The organism is Propionibacterium freudenreichii subsp. freudenreichii (assembly GCF_000940845.1).
GTDB classification, from domain to species: Bacteria; Actinomycetota; Actinomycetes; order Propionibacteriales; family Propionibacteriaceae; genus Propionibacterium; species Propionibacterium freudenreichii.
In genome coordinates, this window is record NZ_CP010341.1 from 1,323,989 (window position 1) to 1,344,075 (window position 20,087).

Consider the following 20,087-nt stretch of genomic DNA (forward strand, 5'->3'; position numbering starts at 1 on the left):
GTCGGAGAGGTAAGCCGCCCGCCCAGAAATCACATGGAAGTGAGGGACGTGGCTCAGCCACGAACATCATGGGTACTGACAAATTTGGGGCCAATGACTGGCTCATTGCCGATATGCGCCAGCGCTATCTGGCAGATCCCACTTCTGTTGATGAGAGGTGGCGCGCATACTTCCAGGCACTGGGAGTCACGCCCGATCCGTCAACGCCGGTGGCAAGCCCGGCCCCGGTGACCCCGGCGCCAACGCAGGCCCCCACCCCGCAGGCCCCCACCCCGCAAGCACCGACCTCGAGCGCACCGGGGCCCAATGAACCTGCCCAACCACCGTCCAGCCGCGTTCAGGCCCCCGTCCCCACCCTCGAGCCCCGCGAGATCCGGCGGAACGCCCCCGAGCAGCCCGGCATGGGTGGCGGCCTGTCCGCCGACGTGCCCAACCCGGCAGTCCGTCCCGCCAAGAAGGCGGAGGGCCAGGCCACCCGCACCGTGCTGCGCGGCATTCCGAAGACCACCGCCGTCAACATGAACGAATCGCTGTCGGTGCCCACGGCCACGTCCGTTCGCCAGGTGCCGATGAAGCTCGTCATCGACAACCGGGCGCTGGTCAACAGCTTCATGGCCCGCACCCGCGGCGGGAAGGTGAGCTTCACCCACATCATCGCCTTCGCCATGGTGCAGGCCATCCGTGACGTCCCGGAGATGAACCACTCGTTCGACATGACCGACGGCAAGCCGACGCTCGTGGAGAACCCGGCGATCAACCTGGGGATCGCGATCGACACGACGGCGAAGAACGGCACCCGGGAGCTGTTGGTGCCCAACATCAAGGACGCCGGCAACTTGGACTTTGCGCAGTTCTGGTCGGCCTACGAGGATCTCGTGGACCGCACCCGGTCGGGCAAGCTGACGTTGGAGGACTACGCCGGCACCACGGTGTCGATCACCAACCCGGGCGGCATCGGCACCAACATGTCGGTGCCGCGCCTGATGAGCGGCCAGGCCATGATCATGGGCGTCGGAAGCATCGACTATCCGGCCGCCTTCCAGGGAACCAGCACGCAGCGCACCAACGACGCCGCGATCTCCAAGGTCTGCACCCTGACGTCCACCTATGACCACCGCATCATCCAGGGGGCCGTCTCCGGGGAATTCCTGCGTCGCATCCACCAATTGCTCCTGGGCGCCGACGGCTTCTACGAGCACATCTATGAGGCACTTCGGATCCCCTATCCCCCGCTGCACTGGGACCGCGATTTCACCGCGAACTCGCAGTCGGAGATCTCCAAGGGCGCCCGCGTCACCGAACTGATCCAGGCCTACCGGGCCGAGGGCCACCTGCTGGCCGACCTCGATCCGGTGGAGTACCGGATGCGCACCCACCCCGACCTCGACCTGGCCACACATGGCCTGTCCATCTGGGACCTTGACCGTGAGTTCCCTGTGGGCCGCTTCGGTGGCGAGGAGGGGCGCCACATCGTGCTGCGCCAGATGCTCGACATCCTGCGCGAGTCGTACTGCTACACGCTGGCCATCGAGTACATGCACATCGACGATCCCGAGGAACGGGCATGGGTGCAGGAACGCTTCGAGCGTCCGCGTAAGCCCCGCCCCCGGGAGGAACACCTGCTGATCCTTGACCGGCTCAGTGAGGCGGAGGTCTTCGAGACCTTCCTGCAGACGAAGTACGTCGGGCAGACGCGGTTCAGCATGGAGGGCGCGGAGTCGTCCATCGTCATCCTGTCGGAACTGTGTGCGGCCGCCGCCGATGGTGGAATGGCCGAGGTGAGCATCGGGATGCCCCACCGTGGGCGGCTCAATGTGCTGACCAATGTGGTGGGCAAGCTCTACAGCCAGGTGTTCCGCGAGTTCGACAACAAGGTGCCCACCGAGGAGGACATCACCGGCGATGTGAAATACCACCTCGGCGCGACCGGCCAGTTCACGGCCATGTCGGGGGAGAAGATCAAGGTCTCGTTGGCCGCGAATCCCAGCCACCTGGAGGCCGTCGATCCGGTGCTGGAGGGCATTGCGCGGGCCAAGCGTGATCGTCAGCCGGTTCCCGCCGACTACCCCGTGTTGCCGATCCTCATGCACGGCGACGCGTCGTTCTCGGCGCAGGGCATCGTCTACGAGGTGCTGCAGATGAGCCAGCTGCGCCCCTACCGGGTGGGCGGCACCGTGCACCTGGTGGTCAACAACCAGCTGGGCTTCACCACCTCACCCAGCGACGGGCGTTCCTCGAAGTACTGCACCGATGTGGCCAAGGCCCTCGGGGCACCGGTGATCCACGTGAACGGCGACGATCCCGATGCCTGTGCCCGGGCCGCCGAACTCGCCTTCGACTTCCGGGCCCGCTTCCACAAGGACGTCGTCATCGACATGGTCTGCTACCGCCTGCGCGGTCACAATGAGGGTGACGATCCCAGCTTCACCCAACCGCAGATGTATGACCTGGTGGCCCGCAAGGGTTCGGTGCGCAAAATCTACACCGACGCCCTGATCGGGCGCGGCGACATCTCGGTGGAGGATGCCGAGCAGGCGGTCAACCGCTTCCGGGCCCGTCTCGAGGAAGTGTTCTCGATGGTCCGCAATCCCGAGATCCCCCGCGACGAGGTGGACCATCAGGTTGCGTACCGCCTGGCGCCCCAGTACCCGGCCAAGGAACGGGCCGCCAGCGCCCCGCCCACTCCCACCCGGGAGCAGTTCGAGCGGGTGGCCGACGTCTATGAGAACCTGCCCGAGGGGTTCACCCCGCATCCGAAGGTGGGTCCCCAGCTCAAGCGGCGCGCTGATTCCATCCACAATGGTCCGGTCGATTGGGCGACCGCGGAGCTGTTGGCCTTCGGCACGCTGCTGCAGGATCGTCGCCACGTGCGCCTCGTCGGACAGGACACCCGTCGGGGAACCTTCAGCCAGCGCTTCGGTGCCGTGGTCGATCGGGTGACCAACGAGGCCTGGGTGCCGTTGAAGCACCTGTCGGACGATCAGGCCCCCTTCGACATCTATGACTCGAACCTCACCGAATATGCCGGGATGGGCTTTGAGTACGGGTACTCGACGGCCGCTCCGGACGCCCTGGTGCTGTGGGAGGCCCAGTACGGCGACTTCGCCAATGGCGCCCAGACCATTGCCGACGAGTTCATCTCCTCGGGCTTCGCCAAGTGGCAGCAACGCTCCGGCGTCGTCCTGCTGCTTCCGCACGGCTATGAGGGTGCGGGACCCGATCATTCGTCGTGCCGCATCGAACGCTGGTTGCAGACCGCCGACGAGGGGAACATCGCCGTGACGATGCCCAGCACGGCGGCAAGCTACTTCCACCTGCTGCGCCAGCACGCCTATGTGAACTGGCACCGTCCGCTGGTGGTGGCCACACCGAAGTCGATGTTGCGCAACAAGGCGGCGGCCAGCCCACTGAGTGACCTGCTGGACGAGCCCTGGCGGCCCGCGCTGGCCGATCCCACCATCACCGATCCCGGAGCCGTGCGGCGCGTCCTGCTGTGCGCCGGCAAGATCCGCTGGGACCTGGTGGCCGAGCGCCGCAAGCTCGGTCTGGACGGGCAGATCGCCATCGTCTCCCTGGAGCGGTTGTTCCCGCTGCCGACCGCCGAGCTCGCCGAGATCCTCCGGGCGTTCCCGCAGGTCAACGACTTCCGCTACGTGCAGGAGGAGCCCGAGAACCAGGGGGCCTGGGAATTCATGGACCGCTTCCTGACCCCCGCGCTCTCGGAGGCGCTGAATAGGCCCTTCCGGATGCGTCCGGTCACCCGGCCCCGTTCGTCGGCGCCCTCGGTCGGCTCCCACACCGTGCACCTGGCGCAGCAGCGCTCGTTGCTGGCGGAATCGCTCGGCCAGGACTGATCCCATCGTGCCCGGCCCGCCCGTCACGGTCCGGGCCGGGCACGATGCACGTCCGCCCGCGAGTTAATCGGTCGTGCGGGATTCTTGTCATGCCGGGACCCTGTTGAAAACTCTGCGAACATGGCAGAGTAGTCAGGCGGGGATTCTTTGCGTTACTGACGTTCTTCCCCATCCCGCTTGATCATTCGCACCCGGCGCCCAGTGTCATCGGACGCTTGTGCTTTGCAGAAGGAGTCACACCCAGATGGACTGGCGCCACAAGGCTGCCTGCCTCAATGAGGATCCGGAGCTGTTTTTCCCCATCGGAAACACTGGTCCGGCTTTGGCGCAGATCGAAGAGGCCAAGAAGGTCTGCCAGCGATGCGAGGTGCGCGAAGAGTGCCTGGCCTGGGCCCTGGAGGCCGGTCAGGACCACGGCGTATGGGGCGGGATGTCGGAGGACGAGCGCCGCGCGATGAAGCGCCGGGCCGCGCGGTCACGTCGTAGCGCCTGAACAGCCTGCTGATACAGAAAGGTCGTGCCCGCGAAGCCTGCGGGCACGACCTTCTGCTTGCCGACGCCACCGGCGGGCAGGACCCGCCAGCTGCCGTTGCTGGCTCAGACGCTGAGCGTCGACGCCGGCACCACGATGCGTGAGGTGGCTCCCGGACCGTCGGCATTGTTGAACAGGGTGAACTCTCCCCCCAGATCGGCCACCAGGGTGGTGACGATGGAGGTACCGAGGCTGTTGGTGGCACCCATCTGGAAGCCCTCGGGCAGCCCCTCCCCCTCATCGACGACGTCGAGCACCAGGTCGCCGGCGGCATTGCGCTGGGGACGCACGAAGACATTTCCCGAATGGGTTGCCAGCCCGTGCTCGATGGCGTTCTGGCACAGCTCTGTGAGTATCAGGGACAGGGACGTGGCCACCTTGGCCGGCACGAGTCCGAAGCTTCCCTCACGCTTGGCGCGCACGGTGCCCGACGCCGCCGCAACGTCGCCGACCATCTGCAACAGCTTGTCGGCCACCTGGTCGAATTCTGCCTCCTCGTCGTAGCTCTGCGAGAGGATCTCGTGCACCACGGCGATGGACTGGACCCGATTCGTGGCGTCGGTGAGTGCATTCTTGGCCTCGTCGGAGTGGGTACGGCGCGCCTGGAGGCGCAGCAGCGCGGCCACTGTCTGGAGGTTGTTCTTCACCCGGTGGTGGATCTCACGGATCGTGGCGTCCTTGGTGACCAGCTCGCGTTCGCGGTCGCGCAGCTCGGTGATGTCGCGGCACAGCATCAGTACCCCGACCTGTCGCCCGTCCTTGCGCAGTTGCAGGACGCGGGCGCGGATGCACCCGGCATCGTTCTCCAGGTCGTACTCCCCGGCGATGTCGGTGCGGAAGACTGACTGGCTGGGCTCCGATTCATGGTCGGCGAAGGTGCCCTCGCCGTGGGGGGACACCGCAAAGATGGACACCCGCAGGCTGTCGGGCGCCGGATGATGGACATCTTCGCCCACCAGGTCCCCCACCATCCCCAGTCGGCGATAGGCGGACACCGCGTTGGGACTGGCGTACTTGATGGCGCCGTCCATGCCCGCATAGATCAACCCATCGCCCACCCGCGGACTCATCGAGGGATCGCTGGCGGGGCTCACGGGATAGTCGGCGTGATGCACCATGTCGGTGAGGATGTCGGCGATTTCGAGGTAGTAGTCCTCCATCGCCCCCGGCGCACGCACGCCCATCCGGTTGGTGTGGCGTTCGACGACACCGATCACATCGCCGTGGCGCAGGATCGGGATGGCCCACACGTCCACCGGGATACCGGCCCGCAGCCGGTTGTTGCTCGTCTCGCTGACCTCGCGCGACATGAAGGCCTCGGTCACCAGCGAGTCGGGCTCGTAGCGGATCTCATCACCGACGACGTCATCCTCGAGCGCCGTCGGCCCGGTCACCGGACGCTGCTGGGCTGCGGCCCAGAAGACGTTCTCGTCCTCATCGGGGACCCACAGCACCAGGTCGGAGAACCTCATATCGGCCAGCAGGTGCCATTCACGGACCAGGGAGGTGAGCCACTCGCGATCATCCTCGTCGAGGACCGTGTGATCAGCCAGGACCCGGTTCATTGACACCATGGGACCAACTTTATGCGGTGGACAGCTCCCTGCCCTGCCCCCGGGCCCGGGCTGGTCGTGGTGGGCCGGTCGCCCACCATGTGCCTGCGCTGGCGGCCCCGGGGCGCGGGTTTTCGCGGCGATGGCCTGTTTGGGGCAGGGACTTGCCACGTGGCAGAATTGGAATCCACGCCCGTAGACCTCGGTATGCGGGGATACTTGAATTGCGCCGAACCCCCGGTTCGGCTGCGGGATGGAGGGCCTATGGGAAAGACCGGACGCAAGCGTCGTGCTCGCCGAAAGAATGCCGCCAACCACGGCAAGCGACCCAACGCCTAATTTCTGACCACTACTACCGATGATGCCGGCACCCCCAGTGGGGATGCCGGCATCATCGTCTGTCAACTGCATTGTCTGTCAGCCACATCTCCCTGGCGCGACACCCGGGGACGAAACCGCGAGGATCATCGTCGCGGACCCACCGGAGCCTGACGCCCGGGCGGGGTTCAGGCGGATTCGGTGGTGACGTCGCCGCCCGACATGGAACGACGATGCTCCACGCTCAATGCGGTGATGCGGGTGCGCAGGGCCGGCGACGCACAGGGTGTGCCGGTGCAGCGCTTGACCATCGATGAGATCATCTCCTCGATGTCGAAGTCGTTCATACAGCTCTCGCAGATCATGAGGTGATGGCGGATCTCGTCCGCGTTGGCCTCGGGCAGCTCGCCGTGCAGGAATGCCTGCAGGCTACCCAATGCCATCTCACAGGCATGCTCGTCAGTGGCTGACACGAAGTCGCCATGGCCCATTTCACTCATGAGTCCGGTCTCCCCCGATTCCATTCTCACGTGCATAGTCGGCCAGCAGCTTGCGCAGTTGCGCACGTCCCCTGTTGAGCCGTGACATCACCGTGCCGATGGGCGTGCCCATGATCTCGGCGATCTCCTTGTAGGAGAAGCCCTCGACATCGGCGAGCAGGACTGCCTCACGGAATTCGTCGGACAGCTGCTCGAGTGCATTGGTCACTGCCGCATCCGGCATCTCACGCAGCGCCTCCATCTCCGCCGACCGCAGCCCGGTGGCCTCATGGGACGCCGCCTTGGCCAACTGCCAGTCCTCGACATCGTCCGACCCGGTCTGGGGCTGACGCTGCGCCTTGCGGTAGGTGTTGATGTAGGTGTTGGTGAGAATGCGATACAACCAGGCCTTCAGGTTCGTGCCCGGCCTGAACTGCTTGAACGAGCTGAACGCCTTGGCGTAGGTCTCCTGGACCACGTCCTCGGCGTCGCTCGGGTTGCGCGTCATGCGCAACGCCGCGCCGTAGAGCTGGTCGATGTAGACCATGGCATCGCGTTCGAAGCGCTCCGCCCGTTCGGCATCCGTCTCGGTATCGCGCACGTCGCCAACCGGCTCGGCGGATGCGCCGCGAGCCGATGAATTAGTCGCAGGGGTTGGAATCGTCATCGCATATGACAGTACCGAACTCCGCGGTTGGGTGATCGTCTGCACGCCATGAAGAACGTAGCCAACGAGGTCTCTTATTCCCCCGCCATGATCGGCTCGGTCAATCCGGGGTCATCGGTGCGGGGAGAATTCACCCGCCGACTCACCGGGTGGGCGCTGAGCAGGCCGGCCGCCAGGGGTGCGATGAGGCCCAGTGCCTCCCGGCTGTCGGTGCAGCTGGGGTCGAGCCAGTCGCCCCACGCGTCGGGCTGGAGCAGTACCGGGCGGCGGTTGTGGATGGCGGCCATCTCGCCGGTCGCCTCCGTGGTGATGATGGTGCACGAGGACAGCCAGCTGCCCTGTGGCGAACGCCAGAAGTCGTAGAGGCCGGCCAGGGCGAGGAGGCCGCCGTCGGCGGGCTCGATGTAGAATGGTCGGGCCGGCACGGACTTGTCCGCCGGGTGCTGCCACTCGTAGTAGCCACTCGCCGGCAGGATGCACCGACGCCGCGCCAGGGCCGTGCGGTACACCGGCTTCTCGTCGAGGGTCTCGACCCGTGCGTTGATCATGCGTCGGGTGCTGCCGGGCCCCTTCGACCATGACGGGACCAGCCCCCAGTACATGCCCGCGACCTTCCGCACCGGATGGTCCTGTCCGCGCGTGACGACCACCGGGATCGTCTGGGTCGGGGCGATGTTGAACCGCGGCCGCATCCACTGCGGGTAGTCGGCCTGCGGCTGGCCGGGGGTCAGCGCCAGCGACTCACCCGAGTCCTCGGCGATCTCACTGATGTCGAAGACCTCGACCAATTCATCGGGATCGGCGCTCAGCGCATATCTTCCACACACGCCATCAGGGTACGCGCGGGCCCCACGGACCCGGGGCGAACGCCCACCGCCCTGTCCCCTGACGTCCCACCTCGTTGGTCCACCCCGTTGGCCTCCCGAATGGCCCGCACGCCGCGACCATCCGGGAGGACTCGGTAGCCTGAACACATGACTGAGCACGTTGCCGGAGACCGCCAGACCGCTGCCGATCCCCGCGTCACCACCTCGCAGGGCTGGCCGGCGCCCCGGGCACGCGTCCCCCTCCATGCGACGGTGCACGTGCCCGGCTCGAAGTCCGAGGGGAACCGGGCCCTGGTGCTGGCCGCGCTGGGCGACGGCCCCAGCACCATCACCGGCCTGCCGGACGCCCGCGACATCCGACTGATGATCGCCGCACTGCGTGGCCTGGGCACAACGATCGCCCCCGGCGACGCCCACGAGGTCACGGTGCACCCGGGTCCGCTGCACGCCGCCACCGCACCCATTGATTGCGGGCTGGCCGGCACGGTGATGCGCTTCGTGCCTCCCCTGGCCGCGCTGGTGGCGGGCACCACCCGGTTCGTGGGCGATGACCGGGCTGCCGAGCGTCCGATCGCCCCGCTGCTCGAGGGTTTGCGCCAGCTGGGGGCCGCCACCAGTTCAGACGCGATCCCCTTCGACCTCACGGCACCCGACGAACTCACCGGACATGAGGTGAGCATCGATGCCTCGGCGTCCAGCCAGTTCATCTCCGGCCTGCTGTTGGCTGCGGCCGCCTTCCCGCAGGGCATCGATCTGATGCACACCGGCGCCAACGTGCCTTCGGCGCCACATATCGACATGACGATCGCCATGTTGGCTCGTCACGGCGTGAGGGTCGCACAACCGGAGCGGGGACGCCGCTGGGTGGTGGAGTCGGGAATGATCCGTGCCGCCGATGAGCGGATCGAGCCTGACCTGACGAATGCGGCGGTGTTCCTGATCGCCGGCGTGATCACCGGTGGCTCGGTGGCCGTGGCCGACTGGCCCCGACGCAGCACCCAGCCCGGGGCACTCATCGGGCCCGTCCTGGCAAGGATGGGTGCCGCCTTCGCCACCGGGGCGGGCCGGGCCACCGCCACACACCGCGACGACCTGCAGGGCGCGGAGCTTGACCTGCGCCCCGCCAGCGAACTCACCTGCTCGGTCGCCGCCCTGGCCGTCGCCGCCAGGGGGACGACCACCATCCGCGGGGTGGGCCACATCCGCGGCCACGAGACGGACCGCATCGCGGCCATCGCCACGGAGCTGACCCGCGTCGGCGTGGACGTCGCCGAACTGCCCGACGGCCTGCGCATCGAGGGCATGGCGGGGCGCCTTGACCAGCTGCACCCAAGCACCGGCGATGGCCTCTTCCGGTGCTACGCAGATCACCGGATGGCCCACCTGGGCGCGCTGATCGGACTGATGGTGCCGGGCATCAGGCTGGACGACGTGGGTTCGACCACGAAGACGATGCCCGATTTCCCCGGCGAATGGGACAGGCTGGTGAACGCACGGTGAGCCCCCGCCAGACCCGCGGCGTGATCGGACGCGGAACCGATTTCGACAGCCACGACTTCGGGCGTCCCGCGAAGCGCACCCGCCCCCGCACCAAGCGTCGCCCCGATTACTCCGAGGCCCCCACGGCGCGGGTCATCACGGTCGATCGGGGCCGGTACCACCTCCTGCTGGACGCACCGGATTCCCCGCGCCACCTGGTGGCGGCCAAGGCCCGCCAGCTCGGCCGCGGTGCGGTGATCGTCGGTGACGTGGTGCGCGTGGTGGGCGACACCAGCGGGGAGGAGGGAACCCTGGCGCGCATCGTGCAGGTGGAGCCGCGTCGCACCGAGCTCAACCGCACCGCCGACGACACCGATCCCTATGAACGCCCGATCGTGGCCAACGCCGATCAACTCGTGGTGGTGACCGCACTGGCGGATCCCCAGCCCAGCGCCGGCATGATCGACCGCGTGCTCGTCGCCGGCTACGACGCCGGCGTGAAGCCCCTCATCTGCCTGACCAAGGCCGACCTGGCCGACCCGACGGAGCTGGTCGACCTCTATGAGCCGCTTGACGTGCCGATCTTCGTCTCCATGCCGGACAGCAACCTCGATGAACTGCGTGCCGCCCTAGCCCACCATGTGACGGTGTTCGTCGGACATTCCGGCGTCGGGAAGTCGACCCTGATCAATCGACTCGTCCCCGATGCGGATCGGGCCACGGGCGTGGTGAACGATGTCACCGGCAAGGGACGACACACCTCCACCTCGGCCATCGCCCTGCAGCTGCCGCCCTTCGCGGGCGACCCGGAGGCGGGCTGGGTGATCGACACACCGGGCGTGCGCAGCTTCGGGCTCAGCCATGTGAGCGCGGAGACCATCCTTGAGGCCTTCCCCGACCTGATGCGTTTCACCGCTGACTGCCCCCGTGGATGCAACCACCACGCGGGAGCCCCCGAGTGCGGACTGGACGCGGCGTTGGCCCGTGGCGACCTGTCCGCCCAGCGCCTGACCTCCTTCCGCCGCATTCTGGAGGCGGTGGACGGGGCCAGGGCGGACTACAGCTCGGTGCAGGAGCGCAACCACTAGTCCCACCCGGACGGGCGGCGAGCGCGCTCACCCACACCACTAGAGTCTGGGCCATGGCTGACCGAATTGATTCCACACGCTCTGATCTCACGGCCGATCTGCTGCTGGCCCAGCGCATGGCATCCGAGGCGGACACCATCACCACTGGCCGTTTCCGGGCCAGTGACCTGCGGGTGCAGACCAAGCCGGACCACACGCCGGTTTCCGAGGCCGACAAGGGCGTCGAGGGCATGGTGCGGGCCACGCTGGCCACCGAACGTCCCGATGATGCGGTCCATGGCGAGGAGATGCCCGACACCGGATGGGGATCACGTCGCTGGATCGTCGATCCGATCGATGGCACCGCGAACTATGTGCGGGGCGTCCCGGTGTGGGCCACCCTCATCGGCCTGATGGTCGACGGCGAGATGACCGTGGGCGTGGTCAGCGCTCCCGCCCTGGGCCGACGCTGGTGGGCCTCGAAGGGCCATGGTGCCTTCGCCGGCCCCGATTTCTCGCGGGGAACGCGCCTTGCCGTGTCGGCCGTCGGCACCGTGCACGACGCATTCCTGTCCTATTCGTCGCTCGGCGGCTGGTCGCGCGACCATCGCGGGCAGGCCTTTGCCGAGCTGCTGGCCAGTTGCGGGCGAACGCGCGGTTTCGGCGACTTCTTCAGCTACATGCTGGTGGCGGAGGGAGCTGTCGACCTGGCCTGCGAGCCCGACCTGGAACTGTACGACATGGCTGCGCTCGTGCCGATCGTCACCGAGGCGGGCGGCCGGTTCACCAATCTCGAGGGTGCGCCGGGACCGGTGGGGCGGGGTGCCCTGGCAAGCAATGGCCTCCTGCACGACGAGGTGCTGAACCGGCTCCAGCGCGACGACCACTGACCCGGGAGCCCCGATCGGGACCGGTGCCCGCCGGCTCTCGGCCGTCATCGGTCTCAGCGGGGCCCGGGCGCTCCCATGGCGCCACCCATCGTGTTGCCGGTCGACTGATTCGCCGTGACCGTGGTGGCGGAGCCACCATTGACGCTCACCAGGTAGCTTGAGCCGGCGCTGATCGCCGAGGAGCTGAAGACGATGTTCCCGGTTGCCTTGGCCACGGTGTAGCTGGCGATCTGGGTGCCGTCGGTGGTGGAGATCGTCACGCTCTGCCCGGCACTGGCCGTGAGTTCGCTCTGGAGCCAGGCCTGTGACGAATCCGTGTCGGGGCTCTCGGCCATGCCCGAGCTCCCTGCTGCGAACAGCGTTCCGCCGCTGATCCTCAGCGTGCCACCGGTGTCCAGGGCACCATTGCCCGAGTCGGTCGGTCCGTTCACGACGATGGTGCCGCCGCTGATCGTCATGGCGCCATTGGAATCCAGTCCATCGCCGCCCGCGTCGACCGTGATCGCCCCGCCGGTGATCACCATCGTGGAGTTCGACGCCGACCCGGCGCCGGGATCGTCGGCCTCGCCGGAGCCGTCGGAGGCATTGATGCCATCATCGGAGCTCGTGATGTTGATCGTCGCGGCGTTGAGGGTGATGGCGTTGGACTCCAGGCCCTCATAGCTCGCGGTCACGTCGATGGTGCCGCCGTTGGTGGTCAGGGCGTTGTCGGCGTGGATGGCGTCATCGCCGGTGGACAGCTTGAGCGTGCCGCCGTCGATCTGCACGGTGTCGTTGCTGTGCACCGCGTCGTCGGACGAGGTGATGGTGTCGGTCCCATCGCTGATGACCAGCTGCGCCCCGGCCTTGATGCCCTTGGTGGACGCGGCATCGGTGCTGTCGCTGGGCCTGCTGGACGAACCGCCGGCGGTCGTGATCGTCAAGGAGGCGCCCGTCTGGACGAAATCGCTGGTGACGTCCACGCCGTCACCCGCGGTCGCATTGACCGCGATGGTGCCGTTCTCGATGTCCACATAGCCACGCGTGGAGTCCTGCGAGTTGTCCGACTTGATGCCGTCCCCGCCGCTGGTCACGTTGATGGTGCCATCCTCCACGATCACATAGTCCTTGCCCCTGATGCCGTCATCAATGGCCTGGACCCGAATCGTGCCCGAGACGATCACCAGGCCGTCGGTGGAGGCGATGCCGTCGTTGGTCCTCCCGTCGACGCTCAGGGAACCCGTGCCGGCGATCGTCAGGTCGGCACGCGAATACAGCGCCGCGTTGGCCGCGCCGTCGGCGCTCGTGTCATAGCCGGATCCGTCGGTCAGCGTGTTCTGCGATCCGTCGGCAAGGATCACGTTCACCTCGTCGGCAGCCTGGATGTCGATCGCCGGGCCGCTGCTCGACGTGATGTCGGCGCCGTCGAGGATGATGCGGGTCTCGCCGGAGGCTGTTGAGTTCACCACGAGCCGTCCGTCGGTGAGCTGCCCCGAGACCTTGTAGGTGCCCGGCTCGGTGATGGTGACGGTTGAACCATCGATGCCCACGCCCGGGCCGCTGGCGGACGCGGAGCTCCCCGACAGGGTCACCGTCACCACCGAGGATGCCTCATAGTCAAGGTCGCTCGCCTTGTAGTGCGAGTCCTTGTTGTCGGCCAACACCGATTGCGCACTCGACGAGACGCTGGTGGCCGCGGCCTGCGCGGAGGCGGTCGTGGTGGGGCTGGACGCGGTGGTCGCGCCGCAGCCGGTCAGCGTGGCCGCGACGGCGAGCGCGGCCAGTCTCTTCTGCCATGACAAGTTCATGATGATTCGCTCCTCATTGTGGCGGCCGCGGTCTCAGGGCGGCCTTCGCGTAGTCGTGACCGGAGATGTCCGATGGTCGAATGCCACCGGTTGTGGGGCAGCCCGGGCTCAAGGATGGCCAGGCCGGTGGCGAACTTGCTGAAACGGTGGGGCCGAACCCCGATCGACCACAGCAGGTGGTCCACCCGGCCCGGTGCCATGCCCGCCGACTTCGTCTCCACCACCGTCAGCTCACCCAGCCGCACCGCGCGGACATCATCGGCCGAGGTCCAGATGAGTCTGCGGTCGAGGGTGACCCGCGTCCCGCTGCCCGGTTCGACCAGGGTGGTCCGCAGATAGGACGTGTTGAGCCGGGGCGCCAGGGCATCCAGCGGGACAGACGGCATGCCGCACACGGACAATGCCCGGTGCATCTCGTGGCGGTCCCCGGCGCTCCACCGGCCACGCTCGGCGACGTCGATCTGCAGGCGTTGCTTGACGGTCCGTTCCCCACGACAGGTCTTCACCTCGAGCCACCGCATGCCGCTGTCGAGGTAGTCGCGCTCGCGGATCTTCCATCGTCGCCGGCGTCCCCGCGCCGAGGCGAGGTAGCTGTCCTGGCCGGGGGTGTCGAAGTAGACCGACACATAGCGGAACTCCCGGATGCCTGCGATCGTGAGGACCCTGCTGTCAGCGGGCAGGGCCCGAGGAAGGTCCGCACCTCGGCCGGGGTCGCCAGGTATTTCCTGTCCACCCGCGTCTGCAGGGCGGCGGTGCGGTTCAGCTCGTCGAGTCCGATATCCGCCAGATCGGTGATCGTCCTGCTCATGCGACGGCCTCACGCGCACCGGGAACCTCACGCTCCGCACAGGGCACCGGGGCACGACCATCCACCGCGATGTCCGGGGCGCCGCCAGCCCGTGATCCGGGCCGGAAGCGCACCTCCACCAATGTCGTGTCGTTGACGAAGTCGAGGCGCTGCACGGACACCGACAGGATCCGCCCGCCCAGGCGCTCCCCCAGCGCCGCGCGCAGCTGCGCCGCATCGGGATACGCCCGATCAAGGGCCACCACCTGGCGCTGCATCCCGCGCCCGATCCACCGGGAGTCGCTGATGCAGGTGACCGCCACGATCAACGCCATGAGGGGCACCGAATACCCCAGTGGCACGTCCACTCCGCCGAGCAGGCCCAGCGCCAGCGCGCTGAAATAGTAGGCGGTCTCGATCTGGCTCAGCTCCTCCGAACGGAGCCGGATGATCGACAACACCCCGAACAGGCCCAGGCCGAGCCCGGCTGCAACACTGCTCACCGACAAGGCCGTGGAAACTGCCAGCACGCCGACGTTGACGCTCAGATAGGCCACGACCATGTCGCGTCGGTGGTGGCGCGGCAGGTAGACGGCGAAGGTCAGGATGACGATCATCAAGGCGTCGGCGCCAAGGGCAACAAGGTCGGTCATGGGTGGCTCCTGATTCGGAATGGATGACGTTGAATCAACCCGCCGCCGCTGTCGGTTCTCTGTGCTGGAATCGGCATGTGCCTATGCACCTGACGTGCCAGAGGAAACCCAGCGAATCCCCTGCCGGTGCACATTTGTCGCGGGAAGTGTGTGGCCATGACTCACTTACCCAGCAGGTTCTCCCGGCGCGCGGTCCTCACCGGGGCAGGCGTCGCCGTCGCCGGTGGCGGCGCGGCATGGGCCGCGGAGAGATTCCTCATTCCCCATGTGGAGAACTCGGACGTCGCGGCTGCCGAGGCCGCAGCCAGCGCCTCCAATTCATCCAGCACCGGACAGATGGCGGCCGACCGGCGCGAGATCGGCACCAACTACTACCGCAACGGACAGACCCAGCTGACCATCGCCAACCACAGCTCCGGCAACGGCTCCGATGCGCTGGCCTGGTTCGTCGCCGATCTGCGCATGGGCGATGCCACGGTGCTTCGATCGGCCTTCGCCAACAACCAGTTCGGTGAGAACATCACCCAGGACCCCTCCACGATCGCCACGGCGCATGATGCCGTCTTCGCCGTGAACGGGGACTACTACGGATTCCGTGATGACGGCATTGAGGTGCGCAATGGCGTCGCCTGGCGCGACAAGGGCACCCGGCAGGGTCTGTCGCTGTACCGCGACGGCGCGGTACGCCTGTATGACGAGACCGCGACGAACGCGGCACAGTTGGTGTCCGAGGGTGTCTGGAACACCCTGTCGTTCGGTCCCGGCGTGGTCGCCGACTCGCAGGTCGTCGCGGGAATCGACCAGGTGGAGGTCGATACCAATGTCGGCAACCACTCCATCCAGGGGGACCAGCCCCGCACGGGGATCGGATACCTGGCCGATGGTCACCTCGCGCTGCTGGTCGTGGACGGGCGCAGCGAGGGATACTCGCGCGGCGTCACGCTGCCCGAATTCGCGCAGATGTTCGTGGACCTCGGTGCCCGGACCGCCTACAACCTGGACGGCGGTGGCTCGTCGGTCATGTACTTCAACGGGTCGCTGGTCAACAACCCATTGGGCACAGGCCGGGAACGCGGCGTATCCGACATCCTCTACCTGGCGTGAGGGAGCGTCATGCCCGTTCTCGTACCCAGCTTCCAGCCGGATCGCCGGCTTGTAGAACTCGTGGGTGACCTGCAGGCACATCCCGACACGAGCGACATCCTGATCGTCAACGACGGCTCCGGACCGGACTACTCCGCGCTGTTCGCCGCGGCTGCGGCGGCCGACGCCACCGTCATCGGCTATCCCGACAACCGGGGTAAGGGACACGCGCTGCGGGCGGGCTTCGCCTGGGCGATCGCCAACCGCCCCGGGGAGCCCGTGGTGTGCGCCGACTCGGACGGGCAGCACGCCGCGGCGGACATCAGGGCCGTGGCCAGGGCCACGGCCCTGATGTCCGCAGGCCTGGTCCTCGGCACGAGGAACTTCGGCTCTCCCCGCGCCCAGCCGGATGCCGAGGGGATCCCGTGGCGCAGCCGCCTGGGTAACAGGGCGACGGCCCGGCTCTTCGCGTGGGTGACCGGCCTCCACCTGGGCGACACCCAAACGGGCCTTCGGGGGTTGCCCCGCGCCCATGCTCGGCTGGCTGTGCACCGTCCCCGGCGAGCGCTTCGACTATGAGTTCAGGGTGCTGCTCGAGGCCCACCAAGCGGGCTGGCCCATTGTCGAGATCCCGATCACCACCGTCTATTCGCAGCACAATGAATCGTCGCATTTCAGACCAATTCGTGACTCGGCACGCATCTATGCCCCGTTGGTCGGCCACATTGCGCGCTCGGGGTCCGGGCGTCTGCTGGTCTTTGGCGCCTCCAGCTTCGGGGCCTTCCTGGTGGACCTGGTGCTCCTGCTCCATGCGACCCTCGGGAACCTCCTGGTGTCCGTGGTGGGCGCCAGACTGGTCAGCTCCGCCGCTAACTACCTGGTGAACGATCGGATCGTCTTCGCCCACGGTGTGGGACGACGCACAACCCGAACCTCCCTGCCCCGATATGCGCTACTGGCGGGCGTACTGCTGGGTGCCAACTACGGCCTCATGTGGCTTGGCACGGTGCCGCTGCACCTACCGTTGGTGCTCACTAAATTAGCCACAGAGCTGGGCCTGTTCGCCGTCAGCTACGTGGTGCAGCGCACGCTGGTCTTCATGGGACGCCGAGCACGCACCACGCCCCCCACCTCTGGACCGGTGAAGGACGTGGTCGCTCGGCGAACCGACGTGCGCGTCAGCGAATGACGCGGCAGCTGATGGTGTTGGGCACCTCGGCGAGGTCTTCCTCCCAGCCGGAGGTGGCAGCGGTCACGTCAGTGACGGCGTAGCCCACATCCCCCCGCGTGCTCAGCGCCTGGAAGGCGATGTTCGCGTCATGGCCCGACAACACGGAGTTCAGCTGGGCCATCACGCCGGGCACATTGCGGTGGATGTGGAGCACCCGTACGCCGTGGCGCGGAGGCGTGTTGACTTCGGGCAGGTTGACGCTCATGGAGGTTGAACCGGTGTCCATGTATTCCTGCAGCTTGTTGGCGACATAGCGGCCGATGTCCACCTGTGCTTCCTGGGTGGAACCACCGACGTGCGGGGTGAGGGTCACATTGGGGATCCCCTGCAGCGGCGACACGAAGCGCTCCCCCGCGGACTTCGGCTCGGTGGGGAACACATCAACCGCAGCACCGGCCAGGTGCCCGGACTTCAGGTTCTCGGCCAGGGCCTGGTCGTCGAAGACAAAGCCACGGGACAGGTTGAGGAACAAGGAGCGGGGACGCATCGCCGCGAACTGGTCGGCTCCGAAGAACCCGGCGTTCGACTTGCGCCCGTCGACGTGCAGGGTGACGGTCTCGGCCTTGCTCAGCAGTTCGTCGAGGCTGTCGCACCGCTGCGCGTTGCCCATGGCCAGCCGATCCTGGATGTCGTAGAAGTAGACGCGCATACCGAAGGCCTCGGCGAGCACGGACAGCTGGGAGCCGATGTTGCCGTAGCCGACGATGCCCAGGCGGCGTCCACGGACCTCGTGCGAACCGGTGGCGGACTTGCTCCAGATGCCCTCATGCATCTGGGCGTTGCGATCGGTGAGGTGGCGCGCCATCGCGACGATCTCGGCCATGGCCAGCTCGACCACTGAGCGGGTATTGGAATAGGGCGCGTTGAACACCGCCACGCCCTTGGTGGCGCACTGCGGTAGGGCAATCTGGTTCGTGCCGATGCAGAAGGCACCGATCGCATTGAGGCCGGCGGGGATCCTGCGCAGCACATTGTCCGTCACGTGGGTGCGGGATCGGATGCCCAGCAGGTTCACCCCGTCCAGAGCCGAGACCAGCTCTTCCTCACTCAGGGCACCGGCGCGTGTCTCGACGTCATAACCGGCGGCGGTGAGGATGCGGGTGGCTTCGGGGTGGATGTTCTCGAGCAGGAGTGCCTTCACGCGGCAATAGTAGGGGGCCGCACCCAATCCTCAAGGCCCCATCTCAGTAGGCGTCGGATGTCAGGATCCGCGCGGACCCGTGGCACGCAATCGCGGGATGCTCGCCAGCAGGGTGCGGGTGTATTCCTGCGAGGGATGTTCGTACACCTGTTCGATGTTTCCGTGCTCCACGATGCGGCCTGATTTCATGACCACGACCGAGTCGCAGACATGTCGGACCACCTCGAGGTCGTGGCTGACGAACAGCAAGGTGAGCTCGTGGCGGCTGACCAGGTCGGCGAACAGGTTGAGCACATGGGCCCGCACCGACACGTCCAATGCCGACACCGCCTCGTCGGCGATGAGCACATCGGGACTCGGGGCAATGGCACGGGCGATCGCGATGCGCTGTCGCTGGCCCCCACTGAACTCGTGGGGATAGTGCTCGGCCGCGTCGGCCTCCAGCTGAACCTGTTCGAGCACCTCGGCAAGTCGCGCACGATGGTCGCGCGGCACATCGGGACGCCCCCGCAACAGGCGGGAACGCAGGGGCTCAGTGATGATCTGGCCCACCTTCATGCGGGGGTCCAGGGAACTGCGTGGGTCCTGGAAGACCATCTGCACGCTCGACCTGAGCTCGCCGAGCTGACGCTCCCTGGCGCCGTCGATGCGTTGCCCGCGAAACCTGATCTCCCCTGAGCTGGGCGCGATGATCGCGTCGAGCATCCGCACCAACGTCGACTTCCCCGAACCGGACTCCCCCACGATGCCCAACCGCTGGCCGGCCATCACGTCGAGGTCGATCCCGTCAACGGCCTGCACGTGTCGGTAGCCGCTGCGCGCACCCTGCTCAAAGCCCTTGCGCAGGCCGCGGACGCGGAATTCCGGAGTTGCAGGGGCGTCACTCATGGTGGTTCCATCCATCGTCGGGGTTCCAGAAGTCCTCGATCTCGGGCAGCCGCTGCCCCGGTGGCACCGCGCTGATGGCGGCGGTGGCGATCAGGCCCCTGGTGTAGGGGTGCTGGGGATTGCCGAGCACCTGCGCCAGCGGTCCTGCCTCGACCAGCTCACCGCGATACATCACGATCAGGTCGTCGCACACCTGGGAGACGACGGCCAGGTCATGGCTGATGAACAGGCAGGCGGCATTCACGGCACGCAGTTCGGCGTTGAGCACCTCCAGGACGCGAGCCTGCACAGTGACGTCGAGGGCCGTGGTCGGCTCGTCGCAGATCACCAGGCGCGGTCGGTTGATCAGCGCCATGGCGGTCAGGCTGCGTTGGCGTTGCCCTCCGGACAATTGGTGGGGGAAACTGTCCGCCACCCGACGGGCATCGGGCAGCCCGACCTCGCCGAGCATCTCAAGCACCCGTTCGCGGGCCTTGCCGGCCGGGGCCCCGCCGTGCAGGCGCAGGGCCTCGGCCACCTGGCGCCCCACGCGCATGGTCGGGTCGAGCGCGGTCATCGGTTCCTGGAAGATCATCGACATCGCGTCGCCTCGCAGCTTGGTGTATTCGCCGTCCGACATCCCGACGAGCTCGAGGCCCTCCCAGCGGATGGAACCCTCGACATGGGCGGTCTCCGGCAGCAGTCCCATCAGGGCCAGGGCGGTGACCGATTTGCCCGAGCCCGACTCACCGATGAGGCCGAGCCGTTGTCCGGCCCGCAGGTCGAAGTCGATACCACGCAGGGCCGGGGCACGACGGCGTCCGAAGTCGACCCTCAGGTCACGCACCGCCAGCAGGGGTTCGCCAGCCATC

General features: G+C 67.3%; 19 protein-coding genes. 9 read left to right on the forward strand and 10 right to left on the reverse strand.

Going from position 1 to position 20,087, the window contains the following annotated elements; translation table 11 throughout:
• The first annotated feature begins 68 nt into the window (after nt 1–68).
• The gene (locus tag RM25_RS05675; protein ID WP_013160929.1) at nt 69–3,854 is read left to right on the forward strand and encodes a multifunctional oxoglutarate decarboxylase/oxoglutarate dehydrogenase thiamine pyrophosphate-binding subunit/dihydrolipoyllysine-residue succinyltransferase subunit; all 3,786 of its coding nucleotides are present in this window, start codon (nt 69–71) and stop codon (nt 3,852–3,854) included.
• Nucleotides 3,855–4,098: 244 nt separating this feature from the next.
• Nucleotides 4,099–4,347, forward strand: a complete 249-nt coding sequence (locus RM25_RS05680) for a WhiB family transcriptional regulator (RefSeq protein ID WP_013160928.1) — start codon at nt 4,099–4,101, stop codon at nt 4,345–4,347.
• Between the two features lie 104 nt (nt 4,348–4,451).
• Here RM25_RS05680 and RM25_RS05685 read toward each other — a convergent pair whose 3' ends face one another.
• On the reverse strand, nt 4,452–5,960 hold the full coding sequence (locus RM25_RS05685; RefSeq protein ID WP_044636171.1) for a sensor histidine kinase: 1,509 nt from the start codon (nt 5,958–5,960) through the stop codon (nt 4,452–4,454).
• Nucleotides 5,961–6,203: 243 nt separating this feature from the next.
• Between RM25_RS05685 and RM25_RS13510 the strand changes: the two genes are divergently transcribed.
• Nucleotides 6,204–6,278: a 50S ribosomal protein bL37 gene (locus RM25_RS13510; protein WP_013160926.1), complete on the forward strand. Its 75-nt coding sequence runs from the start codon at nt 6,204–6,206 to the stop codon at nt 6,276–6,278.
• Nucleotides 6,279–6,445: 167 nt separating this feature from the next.
• Here RM25_RS13510 and RM25_RS05690 read toward each other — a convergent pair whose 3' ends face one another.
• The 3 genes from RM25_RS05690 to RM25_RS05700 all read right to left on the reverse strand — a co-directional run bounded on the left by RM25_RS05690 (nt 6,446) and on the right by RM25_RS05700 (nt 8,230).
• Nucleotides 6,446–6,757 (reverse strand): zf-HC2 domain-containing protein, encoded by a 312-nt coding sequence (locus RM25_RS05690; protein ID WP_157761568.1) that lies wholly within the window; start codon nt 6,755–6,757, stop codon nt 6,446–6,448.
• Nucleotides 6,750–7,403: a sigma-70 family RNA polymerase sigma factor gene (locus tag RM25_RS05695; protein WP_013160924.1), complete on the reverse strand. Its 654-nt coding sequence runs from the start codon at nt 7,401–7,403 to the stop codon at nt 6,750–6,752. Before RM25_RS05695 ends, RM25_RS05690 begins: the two co-directional genes overlap by 8 nt.
• Before the next feature lie 74 nt (nt 7,404–7,477).
• On the reverse strand, nt 7,478–8,230 hold the full coding sequence (locus tag RM25_RS05700; RefSeq protein ID WP_013160923.1) for an SOS response-associated peptidase: 753 nt from the start codon (nt 8,228–8,230) through the stop codon (nt 7,478–7,480).
• A gap of 147 nt (nt 8,231–8,377) precedes the next feature.
• On the opposite strand from RM25_RS05700, the gene aroA reads away from it, so the two are divergent.
• Genes aroA through RM25_RS05715 form a run of 3 tightly spaced genes read left to right on the forward strand, consistent with a single transcriptional unit; the run spans nt 8,378 to nt 11,666 of the window.
• Nucleotides 8,378–9,730 carry a 3-phosphoshikimate 1-carboxyvinyltransferase gene (aroA, locus tag RM25_RS05705; protein ID WP_036940671.1) on the forward strand — a complete coding sequence of 451 codons (1,353 nt, stop codon included), beginning with the start codon at nt 8,378–8,380 and terminating at the stop codon, nt 9,728–9,730.
• Nucleotides 9,727–10,797, forward strand: a complete 1,071-nt coding sequence (gene rsgA, locus RM25_RS05710; protein WP_013160921.1) for a ribosome small subunit-dependent GTPase A — start codon at nt 9,727–9,729, stop codon at nt 10,795–10,797. The genes aroA and rsgA overlap by 4 nt, the downstream gene beginning before the upstream one ends.
• 53 nt (nt 10,798–10,850) lie before the next feature.
• On the forward strand, nt 10,851–11,666 hold the full coding sequence (locus tag RM25_RS05715) for an inositol monophosphatase family protein (protein WP_013160920.1): 816 nt from the start codon (nt 10,851–10,853) through the stop codon (nt 11,664–11,666).
• 53 nt (nt 11,667–11,719) lie between these two features.
• On the opposite strand, the gene RM25_RS05720 is transcribed toward RM25_RS05715, so the two are convergent.
• The 3 genes from RM25_RS05720 to RM25_RS05730 are packed head-to-tail and all read right to left on the reverse strand — an operon-like array spanning nt 11,720 to nt 14,893.
• The gene (locus RM25_RS05720) at nt 11,720–13,453 is read right to left on the reverse strand and encodes a carbohydrate-binding domain-containing protein (RefSeq protein ID WP_044636172.1); all 1,734 of its coding nucleotides are present in this window, start codon (nt 13,451–13,453) and stop codon (nt 11,720–11,722) included.
• Nucleotides 13,450–14,322 carry a VTC domain-containing protein gene (locus RM25_RS05725; RefSeq protein WP_330986036.1) on the reverse strand — a complete coding sequence of 291 codons (873 nt, stop codon included), beginning with the start codon at nt 14,320–14,322 and terminating at the stop codon, nt 13,450–13,452. Before RM25_RS05725 ends, RM25_RS05720 begins: the two co-directional genes overlap by 4 nt.
• A complete protein-coding gene (locus RM25_RS05730) occupies nt 14,258–14,893 on the reverse strand; it encodes a DUF4956 domain-containing protein (RefSeq protein WP_036940677.1) in 636 nt (211 codons plus the stop codon). Before RM25_RS05730 ends, RM25_RS05725 begins: the two co-directional genes overlap by 65 nt.
• Before the next feature lie 156 nt (nt 14,894–15,049).
• Between RM25_RS05730 and RM25_RS05735 the strand changes: the two genes are divergently transcribed.
• From RM25_RS05735 to RM25_RS11880, 3 genes are read left to right on the forward strand one after another with little or no spacing between them, the layout of a single operon-like run.
• On the forward strand, nt 15,050–15,997 hold the full coding sequence (locus RM25_RS05735) for a phosphodiester glycosidase family protein (RefSeq protein ID WP_052809129.1): 948 nt from the start codon (nt 15,050–15,052) through the stop codon (nt 15,995–15,997).
• Between the two features lie 9 nt (nt 15,998–16,006).
• Entirely contained in the window at nt 16,007–16,555 is a 549-nt protein-coding gene (locus tag RM25_RS11875) for a glycosyltransferase family 2 protein (RefSeq protein WP_052809130.1), read from the forward strand.
• Nucleotides 16,509–17,165, forward strand: coding sequence for a GtrA family protein (locus RM25_RS11880; RefSeq protein WP_052809131.1), 657 nt, complete (start codon nt 16,509–16,511; stop codon nt 17,163–17,165). The genes RM25_RS11875 and RM25_RS11880 overlap by 47 nt, the downstream gene beginning before the upstream one ends.
• On the opposite strand, the gene serA is transcribed toward RM25_RS11880, so the two are convergent.
• Genes serA through RM25_RS05755 form a run of 3 tightly spaced genes read right to left on the reverse strand, consistent with a single transcriptional unit; the run spans nt 17,155 to nt 20,086 of the window.
• On the reverse strand, nt 17,155–18,348 hold the full coding sequence (gene serA, locus RM25_RS05745) for a phosphoglycerate dehydrogenase (RefSeq protein ID WP_044636734.1): 1,194 nt from the start codon (nt 18,346–18,348) through the stop codon (nt 17,155–17,157). The genes RM25_RS11880 and serA overlap by 11 nt on opposite strands.
• Nucleotides 18,349–18,408: 60 nt before the next feature.
• The gene (locus tag RM25_RS05750; RefSeq protein ID WP_013160913.1) at nt 18,409–19,236 is read right to left on the reverse strand and encodes an ABC transporter ATP-binding protein; all 828 of its coding nucleotides are present in this window, start codon (nt 19,234–19,236) and stop codon (nt 18,409–18,411) included.
• Nucleotides 19,229–20,086: an ABC transporter ATP-binding protein gene (locus RM25_RS05755; protein WP_013160912.1), complete on the reverse strand. Its 858-nt coding sequence runs from the start codon at nt 20,084–20,086 to the stop codon at nt 19,229–19,231. The genes RM25_RS05750 and RM25_RS05755 overlap by 8 nt, the downstream gene beginning before the upstream one ends.
• Between the last annotated feature and the right edge of the window lies 1 nt (nt 20,087).

Bases quoted from the DNA above. Each gene is read 5' to 3' on its own strand.
- RM25_RS05695 (WP_013160924.1), bottom strand. From the start codon at position 7,403: ATGACGATTCCAACCCCTGCGACTAATTCATCGGCTCGCGGCGCATCC.
- RM25_RS05755 (WP_013160912.1), bottom strand. From the start codon at position 20,086: ATGGCTGGCGAACCCCTGCTGGCGGTGCGTGACCTGAGGGTCGACTTC.
- RM25_RS05750 (WP_013160913.1), bottom strand. From the start codon at position 19,236: ATGAGTGACGCCCCTGCAACTCCGGAATTCCGCGTCCGCGGCCTGCGC.
- RM25_RS05715 (WP_013160920.1), top strand. From the start codon at position 10,851: ATGGCTGACCGAATTGATTCCACACGCTCTGATCTCACGGCCGATCTG.
- RM25_RS05690 (WP_157761568.1), bottom strand. From the start codon at position 6,757: ATGAGTGAAATGGGCCATGGCGACTTCGTGTCAGCCACTGACGAGCAT.
- aroA (WP_036940671.1), top strand. From the start codon at position 8,378: ATGACTGAGCACGTTGCCGGAGACCGCCAGACCGCTGCCGATCCCCGC.
- RM25_RS05720 (WP_044636172.1), bottom strand. From the start codon at position 13,453: ATGAACTTGTCATGGCAGAAGAGACTGGCCGCGCTCGCCGTCGCGGCC.
- RM25_RS05680 (WP_013160928.1), top strand. From the start codon at position 4,099: ATGGACTGGCGCCACAAGGCTGCCTGCCTCAATGAGGATCCGGAGCTG.
- RM25_RS05725 (WP_330986036.1), bottom strand. From the start codon at position 14,322: ATGGTCGTGCCCCGGTGCCCTGTGCGGAGCGTGAGGTTCCCGGTGCGC.
- RM25_RS11880 (WP_052809131.1), top strand. From the start codon at position 16,509: ATGCTCGGCTGGCTGTGCACCGTCCCCGGCGAGCGCTTCGACTATGAG.
- RM25_RS05675 (WP_013160929.1), top strand. From the start codon at position 69: ATGGGTACTGACAAATTTGGGGCCAATGACTGGCTCATTGCCGATATG.
- RM25_RS05685 (WP_044636171.1), bottom strand. From the start codon at position 5,960: ATGGTGTCAATGAACCGGGTCCTGGCTGATCACACGGTCCTCGACGAG.
- RM25_RS05730 (WP_036940677.1), bottom strand. From the start codon at position 14,893: ATGACCGACCTTGTTGCCCTTGGCGCCGACGCCTTGATGATCGTCATC.
- RM25_RS05735 (WP_052809129.1), top strand. From the start codon at position 15,050: ATGACTCACTTACCCAGCAGGTTCTCCCGGCGCGCGGTCCTCACCGGG.
- RM25_RS11875 (WP_052809130.1), top strand. From the start codon at position 16,007: ATGCCCGTTCTCGTACCCAGCTTCCAGCCGGATCGCCGGCTTGTAGAA.